The following is a 12,634-nucleotide window of genomic DNA, read 5'->3' as shown; positions in this document are numbered from 1 at the left end:
ACCTTTTACAATGTGGGTTTTTAACCGCCCGTCTGTTTGTTTGAGGAACCGAAGTGAGCACTCTGCCACCCTGCCCAAAATGCAATTCCGAGTACACCTATGAGGATGGCACTCAACTGATCTGCCCTGAATGCGCTCACGAGTGGTCAGCCAGTGGCGACGCCGAAGCGGCCAGCGACGAGGCAGTGAAGAAAGACTCGGTCGGCAACATCTTGCAGGACGGCGACACCGTCACCGTGATCAAGGACCTCAAGGTCAAGGGTTCATCTTTGGTGGTGAAGGTTGGCACAAAGGTCAAGAACATCCGCCTGTGCGACGGCGACCACGATATCGACTGCAAGATCGACGGCATCGGCGCCATGAAGCTGAAGTCCGAGTTCGTTCGCAAAGTCTGATTACACAAAAAAAGGCCAATAGGCGCTTGCTATTCTGATAATAAGAATTATTCTCATTGGAACTGGTATCCAAGGAGAATAGCCATGACTTATCTGATTGACGCCTGGCTTGACCGCCCTCACCCCTACCTGCGCATTCTTCACCGCGAAACCGGCGAAGTGTGCGCGGTGCTTGAAGAAGAAGCACTCGACGAACTGCGTGACCAGGGCGACCTGGACATGAGCGGGCTGAATTCGAGTGAACCTGGGGTGCTCAAGGAGCTGGTGCGCAACCTGTTTCTGTTCTGCTATGCGCGGGCATTGCGCCCGATGGGAACAGACTGGAACTGACAGATCTGGCGAGGGCTTCGCCCTCGTTCGCGGCACAAGGCCGCTCCTACAGGGGTACGCATTTTCCCATGGACATGCATACCCCTGTAGGAGCGGCCTTGTGCCGCGAATGGGCCGCAACGCGGCCCCAGCGGTGTTACAGAACGTCGAGCAGCTCGACGTCGAACACCAGCACGCTGTGCGGCGGGATGCTGCCAACGCCTTGGGCGCCGTAGGCCAGCTCGCTTGGCACGTACAGGCGCCATTTGCTGCCAGCGTTCATCAGCTGCAGGGCTTCGGTCCAGCCAGCAATCACGCCACCCACCGGGAATTCAGCCGGCTGGCCACGCTCGTAGGAGCTGTCGAACACGGTACCGTCGATCAGGGTGCCGTGGTAGTGCGTACGCACGTTGTCTTCGCGGGTCGGCTTGGCGCCTTCGCCTGCGGTCAGGACTTCAAACTGCAGGCCAGAGGCCAGCGTGGTGATGCCATCACGCTTGGCGTTTTCAGCCAGGAATTCCTTGCCAGCGCCAGCTGCGGCTTCAGCCTTGGCAGCCGCTTCGGCTTGCATGATGTCGCGGATCACTTTGAAGCTGGCCGACAGGTCGGCTTCGCTGACACGGCTGTCGGCGCCATTGAAGGCGTCGGTCAGGCCGGCCAAGATGGCTTCCAGGCTTACACCTGGTGGCGGGTTGTCGCGCAGCTGGCCGCCCAGCTGACGGCCGATACCGTAGCTGACGCGCGTTTCGTCGGTAGACAGATTGAGTTCGGACATTGTCGTGCTCCACTGCAGGGCGCAGTGCAGCCGCGCCCTTGATGAAAAGGGCGAGCAGCCTAGCACACTGGGCAGCTGCGAGCAGCTACCACGCCGAACGCTGGGAAATCGGCACCTTGAGGTCTTCTTCCGGGTGTGAACCCATGCCGCACATTTCGTCCTGCACCGACCAGTGCACCAGGTTCATCGAGACCAGGGGAATGGTTTGCAGCAGCTTGCGGGCATCTTCCACCGAGTGCACGCGCAAGCGCTCGCCACGGGTGTCAGACAGGGGATGGGCGTGCCCTTTGAGCCGGGCTTCAATGAGATAATCGCCGCCTTCGATGGCGATCAGGTTCACTTCGTCGACATGGCCAGCCCTGGCCTCGAGATTAAGCTGATGCAGGTTCATGTAAGCACCTCGCGATGAGAACCAGGCATGAGCGCTCATTTTTTGTACAGGCGGGCTGAAAGCACAAGCCAGAAACGACACCGCCCGTCCGTTTTGCAACAGACGGGCGGTGCATGCAGCAACCGGACTCAGTGCTTGGTCAGCTTGTCCAGGTAGCCCATGCAGAATGCCGAAACCACAAAGGTCATGTGGATGATCACGTACCACATCAGGTAGTCGGTGGAAATGTTCTGCGCATCCATGAACACCCGCAGCAGGTGAATGGAAGAAATCGCCACGATCGACGCAGCAACCTTCATCTTCAGTGACGAAGAATCCATCTTGCCCAGCCAGTTGAGCTTTTCCTTGCTCTCGTCGATGTCCAGTTGGGAGACGAAGTTTTCGTAGCCGGAAATCATCACCATCACCAGCAGGCCACCCACCAGCGACATATCGATCAGCGACAGGATCACCAGGATCAGGTCAGCTTCGCTCAGGGCGAATACGTTGGGCAGGACGTGGACCACTTCCTGGAAGAATTTCAGCGCCAGGGCCAGCAGGCCGAGTGACAGGCCGAAGTAGATCGGTGCGAGCAGCCAACGCGAGGCATACATCGCGTTTTCGAGAATACGTTCCATGGAGGGTTTTGGACTCGTCAGGTGACTAAAAAAACGACAGCGAGTATAGCCAGCCACCTGTTACAGCAAAAGCCCGGTGAATGCGGGCTGCTTTGCCGCCCATTCGCAGCACAAGGCTGCTCCTACAAGCGACCGCGATCTCCTGTAGGAGCAGCCTTGTGCTGCGAATGGGCGCAAAGCGGCCCCCCGGCATCAATCAGGTCTCAGGATGAAACTGATAATCCCCCAGATTTCGGCACCGCTCGCCATTGATCCGCCGCAACTGGGCCTGCAGGTGCAAACACCAGATCTGCGGGTCTTCGGATACCTGGTAGCCATGCAAGGTCAGGCTGTCGACAATGGCGTTGAGCACCGATTCGGCCACCAACGGCCCATGAAACGGCCCTTGAGCCTTGATCGCGGAAGGTTGCTCACCGGCCATGCCGGCGGCGAACAGTAACGTCCACATGCCGTTGTCACCGGCCAGTGGGCGGATGCTGCATTCGATGCGGGTCACCAGGCCCAGGCACTGGCGTGTGAGGCTGAGGTTGCGCATGGCCGCGTCCCCTCCAATAAGCCTTGTTCAGCCTGACCACCAGGCTGTTTCCATCCTGAACGCTGATACTGTCCTTAAGTTCCAGCATAGAATAACCGTATCGAAAGATGGAAAACCGGCGCTGAACGGTAGCACATCGCCGCCAGCGCCGATTTATTGACTCAGGCCGGCTTGGCCTGTGCAATTACCTCTTCGAGGCGTTCCTTTTCTGCCTTCTCGATGTCTTCCTCGCTGATCATTTCGGCAATTTCCCGCAGGCGTTCCACCACGCGGGCATTGACGCTGCCCTCGGCAAACTGGCCTTGCTCATCGAGCACCCCGGCCTCCTCGCCCACCAGCAGGCTCAGCGCCTCATCAGCCTGGCTGACTGCGTAGACGTGGAACATGCCATTCTCCACGGCCTGCAGCACGCGCTCGTCAAGCATCAGCGTGGCCACGTTGGCACGCGGAATGATCACCCCCTGCTCGCCGGTCAGGCCACGAGCCTCGCACAGGCGGAAGAAACCTTCGATCTTCTCGTTGACCCCACCCACCGCCTGCACTTCACCAAACTGGTTGATAGAACCGGTGATGGCGAAGCACTGCTTGAGCGGCGTGCGCGACAAGGCTGAAATCAGCGTGCAGGCTTCGCCCAGCGAGGCGCTGTCACCGTCTACATAACCGTAGGACTGCTCCAGGGCAATGCTCGCGGAAATCGCCAGCGGGAACTCCTGGGCATACCGGCTGCCCAGGTAACCGGTGAGGATCATCACACCCTTGGAGTGGATCGGCTGGCCAAGGTTGACCTCACGTTCGATGTCGACGATGCCGCTGCCGCCCGGGTACACAGTGGCAGAAATACGCGCCGGCATACCGAACGCCGAGTCGCCCACTTCCAGCACGGTCAGGCCGTTGCACTTGCCAATGGCCGCACCCTCGGTGTCGATCAGGATGATGCCGGCCAGCATGTCGTCCAGCACCCGTTGCGAAACGCGCCCGGTGCGGGTGGCCTTGGCTTTGAGCGCACGTTCGATGTGCCCGGCGTCGGTCATTTCGTCACTGGCCAGCTGACGGATGAAGTCGGCTTCGCTGACCAGCTGGAACAGGTCGCCGATGCGCGCCGACAGGCGTGACTGGTTCTCTGCCAGGCGGGCGCTGTAGGTGGCCAGGCGTGCGACCGCGTCACTGGTCAGCGGCGCCATGCCCTCCTCGTTGGTGCGGGTGCGCAACAGCTGGGCGAACTGCTCCAGGTTTTCGTCGACCATGGGCATGTCTTCGTCGAAGTCCACCAGCACGCGGAACATCTCCTGGAAGTCCGGGTCGTGGTCCTGCAGTGCGTAGTACAGCTGGCGGGAGCCGATAATCACCAGCTTCACGTTGAGCGGAATCATCTGCGGCTGAAGGCTGACGGTGGCAACACGGCCCAGCTCGCCGATCGGGGATTCCATCTTCAGCTTGCGCGACTGCAGGGCACGCTTGAGCGCATCCCACACGAACGGCTCGCCCAGCATCTTCTCCGCTTCAAGAATCAGGAAGCCGCCGTTGGCCCGGTGCAACGCGCCTGGGCGCAGCTGCCGGTACGAAGTGTACAGCGCGCCCTGGTCGGTGCTGTATTCGATACGGCCGAACAGGTTGTCGTAAGTCGGGTGCGGCTCGAACACGACCGGCGCGCCGCCGGCGGCATGGTGGCCGACCACCAGGCTTGGGGCGTACTGCTCTTCAAGCAGCTTGCGTGCGGCGGCGTCGGTCTTGCTGTCGTCGACCAGTTGCTCGACCACGGTGCGCAGCAGGTTCAGCTGCACCGACTGCAGGTAGGCGCACACCGCTGCGTTCTCGGCGTACTTTTCTGACAGCGGCGCCAGCAAAGGCTGCAACGCGAGGGTGATGGTTTCTTCGTTGAGCTGGCGCAGCTGGTTGTTCGACTCACGCTTCCATTGCGGCAGGCTGGCCAGCTCTTCGTTCAGCTGTTCCTCCAGCAAGGCAATGTCTTCGTGAAACTGCTCGCGCACCGCTTCGGGCAACTGGGCGAACTCGGCTTCGTCCAGCGCCTTGCCATCGGCCATCGGCGTAAAGGCGACGTTGCTGGCATCGCGGTACAACGCAACGTCCTTTTCCAGCGAGGCCCGCTCGATCACATCCAGGGCGCGGTCATAGCGCTGGTTGAAGGCACGGTCGATGGCACCTTTTTTCTGCTGATACGACGGGTGCTCGAACACGGCCGGGAAGGTCGACAGCAGGTTGTCGATCAAACCGCCCATATCGCTGATGAACTCGGCGGCGCTTCCAGACGGCAACTCCAGCGCGCGTGGTTCCCGAGTGTCGTCGAAGTGGTTGACGTAAACCCAGTCGGCCGGGGTCTGCTGGCGCTTGCCCTCAGCCTTGAGGTAGCGCTTGACGAACGAGAAGCGCCCGGTGCCGGGCTCGCCCATCACATACACGTTGTAACCGGGGCGCGGCATGGCCACGCCGAACTGCAGGGCCTCGACAGCACGTTCCTGGCCCAGGACTCCGCGAAACGGCTCCAGATCGTCGGTGTGGGTAAAAGCAAACTGCTCGGGGGAGAAACGCCGGGTCAGGGCTTCAGGCGCGAGACGCAGGCGCGCAGCGACAGGATCGGGCATTGGGTTTCCTTACTTCGGCGGGCAGATGAGCAGCATTCTGGCGCTGCCCGCGCGCGCCTTGCAAGGCTCCACAGGACTTTATGTCGCAGCCGGTGCAGGTCATGTAGCAGCAAATTTTTCGCAATCAACAACGCAACCTTTAGATCGTGCCTAAACTCCAAGCTGCGCGGGTGGGTGAAAAGCTTTCCCGACCTGGCAACCGAGTTGCCAGAAACCCTGACCCTTGGTTAAGACAAAGAGAACAAATGCTATGAAACGGATTCTTCTGGGTACTCTGTTCACCGTGGTCTCGCTGAACGCCATGGCAGAAGCGCCAGGCGGCCCGAACTGCGGCTGGGGCAACATGCTGTTCGAAGGCCAGCGTGGCACGCCGGCACACTTCCTTGCTTCTACTACCAACGGCACCTCCGGTAACGCCACCTTCGGCATGACCTCCGGTACCAACGGCTGCTCCACCAAGGCTTCGCTGACCTACGGCGGCAAGTCCTGGTTTGCCATGAACGGCATGATGAACGAGCTGTCCGAAGACATGGCCATGGGCCAGGGCGAAGCGCTGACCACCTATGCCGTAGTGCTCGGCGTGGCCCCGGAAGACCGCGTCTACTTCAACTCGGTTACCCACCAGCACTTCAACCAGATCTTCAGCAGCGCCGATGTCACTGCCGAAACTGTCCACAGCAACACCCTGGCGGTTCTGAAGAGCGACCCACGCCTGGCCAAATACGCTACCGAGGCCTAAGCACTGCTGTTCCCGCCCCCACGGGGGCGGGTTTCGCCTTTTCGGCATCGTGAAGAAGTAGTTGCCCGATATGCTCAAACGCCTCGCTTCCCTGGCGCTGTGTGCCTGCGCCCCTGTTCATGCCGCGCCCGTGCTGGATCAAGGCCGTCTCCAGCAACTGGCCAATACCCCTTACTGGCTCGCCATTGGTCACTACGAAACCGCCAAGCTCGGCGGCTGGCGTAGCTATGTGGACGACGATGCGTTCTTCCTCGCCGCAGACGGTGCGCACCACCCGGATCAAGAACTCAAGGCTACGGTCGATGCGCTGTATGCCCCGGCCAGCCTAGGCGACAAGCACGCGCAGTGCGTGTTCCCCGCGCGCACCCGCTGGCTGCGCGAACAGCTCGACCTGCCAGGGTTGCCGCAGCCGGACTGCCAGGAATTCAAGACCTGGTACCAGTCGATCGACCCGCACAGCGCCGCGCTGATCTTCCCGGCGGCCTACCTGAACAGCCCGTCGTCGATGTTCGGCCACACCCTGCTGCGCATCGACCAGTCCAGCACCCGCAACGACGACACCACGCTGCTGAGCTACGCAATCAACTTCGGCGCCTACATCGAAGGCAGCGACAACAGCATCCTGTACGCCTGGAAGGGCCTGATGGGCGGCTACCCGGGGCTGTTCGCCCTGATGCCCTACCAGGAAAAACTGTCCGAATACCGCAGCCTCGAAAACCGCGACCTGTGGGAATACCAGCTGGACCTCACCCCCGAAGAAACCGGGCGCATGGTCGAGCATGTGTGGGAGTTGAAGCAGATCCAGTTCGACTATTTCTTCTTCGACGAAAACTGCTCGTATCGGTTACTGGAGCTGCTGCAAGTGGCTCGGCCGAGCCTGGACCTGACCTCGCAGTTCCCGCTGACCGCCATCCCCACCGATACGGTGAAGGCCGTGAAGCAGTCCGGCCTGGTCGCCAGCGAGGTTTACCGCCCCTCTCGCGAACGTGAGTTGCTCGCCCGGGCGGAGCCGCTTGATCACAATGAAAAGCATCAGGTGCTGGCCGTGAGTGCCAATACCGCACAGTTGCAGAGCCCCGAATTCAAGGCCCTGCCCCGTGAACGCCAGGCGTTGGTGCAGGACGCCGCATATCGCCTGGAGCGCTACCGGGCCAACGGCCAGGAGCGCGACCCCGGCCAAGCGAAGCGCAGCTTCGAACTGCTGCGCGCGATCAACAGCAACCCGCCGCCGCCCTTGCAGATCGAGCGCCCCGGCCTGCCCGAGGATGGCCATGACTCTCGCACCTGGCAGCTGGGCGTAGGCACCCGTGAAGACCGCGCTTACGCCGAGTACGGCCTGCGCATGGCCTACCACGACCTGAACGACAATGCCTATGGCTTCCCGCTGGGTGCGCAAATCGAGATCCTGCAGCTGAAGGTACGCCAGTACGAGGGTAATGACTGGCAGGTGCAGCGCCTGGACCTGGCCACCATTCGCTCGCTGACGCCCCGCAACGAACTGCTCAAACCCTGGTCGTGGCAAGTGGCCGGCGGCCTGGAGCGGGTGCCAGGCAAACATGATGACGAGGTGTTGGTCAGCCACGTGAACGGCGGCGCCGGCGGCACCTGGCAATTGGCCGACGGGTTGCTGGGTTTTGCTCTGGGTACGGTGCGGGTCGAGCATCACAACGACTTCGCCCAGTTCATCGCTCCGGCGGCAGGGTTCAATGGCGGCCTGCTGTGGCGCAACGGCTTGGGCAACATGACGCTGGAGGCCAAGGGTGATTACTTCACCAATGGCGAGGTGCGGCGCAAAGTGAGCCTGAACCAGCAGTGGGAAATCAGCCAGAACCTGGGGTTGAGGTTGAGTGCTTCGAGAGAGTTCAGCCACCTCGCTACTGCGCAGAACGAAGTCATGCTCGAATTGAAGTGGTACCACTACTGAGTGATCCAATCGACTCTTTGACACTGTTTTGACAGCTCCTCGACAAATGGCCACCTAGACTTTCCACCATCAACTGGAGGGTTTTGTGGTCATGTCGCGGTACTGGTTCGGCGTGTGCATTGCGTTGTTGCTGTCAGGTTGCGAAACCACCCACGAGCAGATGCTCACCCATGGTTATCCCCCTGCCTATGCCGATGGCTTTCAGGACGGTTGCAGCAGCGGCCGCCAGGCGGCCGGGCTGATGGTGGGCGGCTTCAGCAAAAACGTGCCGCGCTACCTGCACGAGCGCCAGTACGAAACCGGTTGGGACGACGGTTTCCGTCAGTGCCATGCCATGCAGAACAGTGAAGAACAGCGCGCGTACCACGAACGCTTCTGGGACCAGCGCGACCGCGAGTGGGAGCAGGAAAAGGACCGAGGCGCTGCCAAGGCTTATCGCCACAACTGAGTCGCAAACGGACATCCCTTGAAACCGACGGCCTGCCATGATGGTCTCCTGCACACAGGAGGCCCCGCATGAGCCGAGCATTCGTCAACGAAGACCAAGCTGCCGCCCAGGCCGACCAGCCGGTGGAGCGACGCGTCAGCGAACAACCCAACTACGTCACCGCCAACGGCCTGCACCTGCTGCAAACGCGCGTGGCCGGGCTGAATGCCTTGCGCAGCGAACTGCAGGCGCAGGGCGAGCGTGGCGACAAGCAGCGGCTGGCCGATACCGAGCGGGACCTGCGTTACTTCAGTGCACGGGTGCAGAGTGCCCAGGTGGTGCCGGCAGCCACTTCACGCAGCAAGGTGCAGATTGGTAGCCGCGTACGGTTTGTCGATGCGCAGGACCAGGAGCAGGTGGTGCAGCTGGTAGGCGAGGATGAAGCGGATGCTGGGCGGGGGCTGATCAACTGGGGTTCGCCGCTGGGACGGGCGTTGCTGGGCGCGCGGCCTGGGGATGAGGTGGTTTGGCGGCGGCCGGCGGGGGATCAGGTGATTGAAGTGGTCGAGATCGAAGGTGAGCCCTGAAGGGGCCGCTATGCGGCCCCAAAAAACTTCAGGTCAGACTACGCCTTGGGCCAGCATCGCATCAGCCACTTTCACAAAGCCTGCGATATTCGCACCTTTGACGTAGTTGATACGGCCATCCGCCTCTTCACCGTAGTGCACGCAAGCATGGTGAATCGACTGCATGATGTTGTGCAGCTTGCTGTCCACTTCACCGGCAGTCCACAGCAGGCGCATGGCGTTCTGCGACATCTCCAGGCCCGACACGGCCACGCCGCCGGCGTTGGAGGCTTTACCCGGGGCATAGAGGATGCCGGCGTCCAGGAAGATATCCACAGCTTCGAGGGTGGTCGGCATGTTGGCACCTTCGGCCACACAGATGCAGCCATTGCGCAGCAGGGTGCGGGCGTCTTCGGCGCCCAGCTCGTTCTGCGTGGCGCACGGCAACGCGATGTCGCACTGCAGGCTCCACGGGGTCTGGCCCTTGCGGAACTCAAGGCCGAACTGCCCGGCCAGCTCGCTGATGCGGCCACGCTTGACGTTCTTCAGTTCCATCAACGCGTCCCACTGGGCATCGGTCAGGCCGGCTTCGGCGTACAGCGTGCCTTCGGAGTCGGACAGCGAGATCACCTTGCCGCCCAGGTCCATCACTTTGCGCGCCGCATACTGGGCCACGTTGCCCGAACCGGAAACTGCCACGCGGCGGCCGTCGATACGCTTGCCTTGGCGCTTGAGCATTTCTTCGGCGAAATACACGCAGCCGTAGCCGGTGGCTTCCGGGCGGATGAGGCTGCCGCCGTACGTCATGCCTTTACCGGTCAACACCGAGGTGAACTGGTTGGCCAAGCGTTTGTACTGGCCAAACATGAAGCCGATTTCGCGGGCACCCACGCCAATGTCACCGGCCGGCACGTCGCAGTCAGCGCCAATGTGGCGGTACAGCTCGCTCATGAACGCCTGGCAGAAGCGCATCACTTCGGCGTCGCTCTTGCCTTTAGGGTCGAAGTCCGAGCCACCCTTGCCGCCGCCCATGGGCAGCGAGGTGAGGGAGTTCTTGAACACTTGCTCGAAGGCCAGGAACTTCAGCACGCTGAGATTCACCGACGGGTGGAAGCGCAGGCCGCCCTTGTAAGGACCGATGGCGCTGCTCATCTGGATGCGGTAGCCGCGGTTGACCTGCACCTTGCCCTGGTCATCGACCCAGGAAACGCGGAACAGCACCGCGCGCTCAGGCTCAACCATACGCTCGAGAATGCCCGATTGCAGGTAGTGAGGGTTGGCTTCAAGGAATGGCCACAGGGTGCGCAGCACCTCTTCCACCGCCTGGTGGAATTCCGGTTGGCCAGGGTCACGCTGCTGCAGGCGTGCAAGGAAATTGTCGACAGATTCGATCATGGTAGACATCTCACCAAGAGGATTAGACTTATTGGTTTTTTCTCGAATGTACCAAGAAGCAATCGCACTGGAATAGGGCGAAATGTCGTTTTTTTGAAATTATTTGGTGCGTTTTATATAAGTGTATACAAAGAACCCGCCCCATAAGCTGTTTACCCGCGTATGGCAGGCACAAAAATGGGGCCCCGAAGGGCCCCATTCTTGTGCATCAGAACGCCGGCTTACTGGGCCAGTTTCTTGTGCCGTACACGGTGCGGCTGGGCAGCAGCATCACCCAGGCGCTTCTTGCGGTCGGCTTCGTACTCGGTGTAGTTGCCTTCGAAGAACACCACGTTCGAGTCGTCTTCGTACGCCAGGATGTGGGTAGCCACACGGTCCAGGAACCAACGGTCGTGGGAAATCACGATCGCGGCGCCCGGGAAGTCCAGCAGGGCTTCTTCCAGCGAACGCAGGGTTTCGACGTCGAGGTCGTTGGACGGTTCGTCGAGCAACAGGACGTTACCGCCCTCCTTCAGGGTCAGGGCCAGGTGCAGGCGACCGCGCTCACCACCGGACAGGTCCTTGACGAACTTCTGCTGGTCGCCACCCTTGAAGTTGAAGCGGCCAACGTAGGTACGCGACGGGATCTCGTAGTTGCCGATGCGGATCTGGTCGGAACCGTCGGAAATCTGCTGGAACACGGTCTTGGCGCCGTCCAGGTCTTCGCGGCTCTGGTCCACGCAGGCCAGTTGCACGGTTTCACCGATCTCGATGCTGCCCGAGTCCGGCTGCTCCTTGCCCATCAGCATGCGGAACAGGGTCGACTTACCAGCACCGTTACCGCCGATCACGCCGACGATGGCGCCTTTTGGCATTGAGAACGACAGGTTGTCGATCAGCACGCGGTCGCCGTAGCCTTTGGATACGTTCTTGAACTCGATGACCTTGTCGCCCAGGCGCGGGCCAGCCGGGATGTAGATCTCGTTGGTTTCGCTGCGTTTCTGGAATTCCTGCGACTGCATTTCTTCAAAGCGCTGCAGACGGGCCTTGGATTTGGACTGGCGAGCCTTGGCGCCTTTGCGCACCCACTCCAGTTCCTCTTTCATGGCCTTTTCGTGGGCGCTCTGCTGCTTGGATTCCTGCGCCAAGCGGTCCGACTTGGCTTCCAGCCAGCCCGAGTAGTTGCCTTCGTACGGAATGCCGGCGCCGCGGTCCAGTTCCAGGATCCAGCCAGCAACGTTGTCGAGGAAGTAACGGTCGTGGGTAATGGCTACCACGGTGCCCGGGAAGTCGTGCAGGAAGCGCTCAAGCCACGCCACCGAATCGGCATCCAGGTGGTTGGTCGGTTCGTCGAGCAGCAGCATGTCGGGGGCCGACAGCAGCAGGCGGCACAGGGCCACACGGCGCTTTTCACCACCGGACAGGTGTTCGATTTTTGCGTCCCAGGCCGGCAGGCGCAGGGCGTCGGCGGCCACGTCCAGCTGGCGCTCCAGGTTGTGGCCGTCAGCGGCCTGCAGGATGGCTTCCAGCTTGGCCTGCTCGGCGGCCAGCTTGTCGAAGTCGGCATCCGGGTCGGCGTAAGCGGCGTAGACCTCGTCCAGACGGGCCTGGGCGTCCTTGATCACGCTGACCGCTTCCTCGACCACTTCGCGCACGGTCTTGGTCGGGTCCAGTTGTGGCTCCTGCGGCAGGTAGCCAACGTTGATGTCGGGCATCGGACGGGCTTCGCCGTCGAATTCCTTGTCGACGCCCGCCATGATCCGCAGCAGGGTCGATTTACCGGCGCCGTTCAAGCCGAGCACGCCAATCTTGGCGCCTGGGAAGAACGACAGGGAAATGTTCTTGAGAATTTCCCGCTTCGGCGGCACGACCTTGCTCAGCCGATGCATGGTGTAGACGTATTGAGCCAAAACCAAGCCCTCTAATTCAGATAGGTAAAGACATCGACGATCGCCCAGGCAGCATGGCCAGGGGGATGCGTG

General features: G+C 61.2%; 13 protein-coding genes. 6 read left to right on the top strand and 7 right to left on the bottom strand.

The window, feature by feature from the left end:
* Positions 1-53 precede the first annotated feature (53 nt).
* Together OZ911_RS03580 and OZ911_RS03575 are read left to right on the top strand one after the other, a co-directional pair.
* Positions 54-395 (top strand): zinc ribbon domain-containing protein YjdM, encoded by a 342-nt coding sequence (locus OZ911_RS03580; protein ID WP_016484830.1) that lies wholly within the window; start codon positions 54-56, stop codon positions 393-395.
* Between the two features lie 84 nt (positions 396-479).
* On the top strand, positions 480-725 hold the full coding sequence (locus OZ911_RS03575; RefSeq protein WP_016484829.1) for a PA4570 family protein: 246 nt from the start codon (positions 480-482) through the stop codon (positions 723-725).
* Positions 726-861: 136 nt separating this feature from the next.
* Here OZ911_RS03575 and bamJ read toward each other — a convergent pair whose 3' ends face one another.
* The 5 genes from bamJ to OZ911_RS03550 form a co-directional block, all read right to left on the bottom strand.
* A complete protein-coding gene (bamJ, locus tag OZ911_RS03570; protein ID WP_016484828.1) occupies positions 862-1,479 on the bottom strand; it encodes a BamJ family beta-barrel-assembly machinery protein in 618 nt (205 codons plus the stop codon).
* A gap of 85 nt (positions 1,480-1,564) precedes the next feature.
* Positions 1,565-1,870 carry a DUF6482 family protein gene (locus OZ911_RS03565; protein ID WP_016484827.1) on the bottom strand — a complete coding sequence of 102 codons (306 nt, stop codon included), beginning with the start codon at positions 1,868-1,870 and terminating at the stop codon, positions 1,565-1,567.
* A gap of 128 nt (positions 1,871-1,998) precedes the next feature.
* Entirely contained in the window at positions 1,999-2,487 is a 489-nt protein-coding gene (locus tag OZ911_RS03560) for a TIGR00645 family protein (protein WP_003247486.1), read from the bottom strand.
* Positions 2,488-2,683: 196 nt separating this feature from the next.
* Positions 2,684-3,022, bottom strand: a complete 339-nt coding sequence (locus OZ911_RS03555) for a PA4575 family protein (protein ID WP_016484826.1) — start codon at positions 3,020-3,022, stop codon at positions 2,684-2,686.
* 161 nt (positions 3,023-3,183) lie between these two features.
* Positions 3,184-5,622 carry a Lon protease family protein gene (locus OZ911_RS03550; RefSeq protein ID WP_016484825.1) on the bottom strand — a complete coding sequence of 813 codons (2,439 nt, stop codon included), beginning with the start codon at positions 5,620-5,622 and terminating at the stop codon, positions 3,184-3,186.
* Positions 5,623-5,872: 250 nt separating this feature from the next.
* On the opposite strand from OZ911_RS03550, the gene OZ911_RS03545 reads away from it, so the two are divergent.
* From OZ911_RS03545 to OZ911_RS03530, 4 genes are all read left to right on the top strand, one after another.
* Complete coding sequence (locus OZ911_RS03545) at positions 5,873-6,361, top strand: DUF3015 domain-containing protein (protein ID WP_016484824.1); 489 nt, start codon at positions 5,873-5,875, stop codon at positions 6,359-6,361.
* Positions 6,362-6,431: 70 nt separating this feature from the next.
* Positions 6,432-8,285, top strand: a complete 1,854-nt coding sequence (locus OZ911_RS03540) for an Lnb N-terminal periplasmic domain-containing protein (protein WP_016484823.1) — start codon at positions 6,432-6,434, stop codon at positions 8,283-8,285.
* Positions 8,286-8,376: 91 nt separating this feature from the next.
* Entirely contained in the window at positions 8,377-8,733 is a 357-nt protein-coding gene (locus OZ911_RS03535) for a hypothetical protein (RefSeq protein WP_016484822.1), read from the top strand.
* Between the two features lie 68 nt (positions 8,734-8,801).
* Positions 8,802-9,299, top strand: coding sequence for a GreA/GreB family elongation factor (locus tag OZ911_RS03530; RefSeq protein ID WP_016484821.1), 498 nt, complete (start codon positions 8,802-8,804; stop codon positions 9,297-9,299).
* Between the two features lie 33 nt (positions 9,300-9,332).
* On the opposite strand, the gene gdhA is transcribed toward OZ911_RS03530, so the two are convergent.
* Together gdhA and ettA are read right to left on the bottom strand one after the other, a co-directional pair.
* Positions 9,333-10,673, bottom strand: a complete 1,341-nt coding sequence (gene gdhA, locus OZ911_RS03525; protein WP_016484820.1) for an NADP-specific glutamate dehydrogenase — start codon at positions 10,671-10,673, stop codon at positions 9,333-9,335.
* Positions 10,674-10,894: 221 nt separating this feature from the next.
* Positions 10,895-12,562, bottom strand: a complete 1,668-nt coding sequence (ettA, locus tag OZ911_RS03520; RefSeq protein WP_016484819.1) for an energy-dependent translational throttle protein EttA — start codon at positions 12,560-12,562, stop codon at positions 10,895-10,897.
* Positions 12,563-12,634 lie beyond the last annotated feature (72 nt).

This window comes from Pseudomonas fortuita, from assembly GCF_026898135.2.
GTDB lineage: Bacteria > Pseudomonadota > Gammaproteobacteria > Pseudomonadales > Pseudomonadaceae > Aquipseudomonas > Aquipseudomonas fortuita.
Note: the sequence above shows the minus strand (reverse complement) of the source record. Positions and strands in the feature narration are given on the sequence as shown.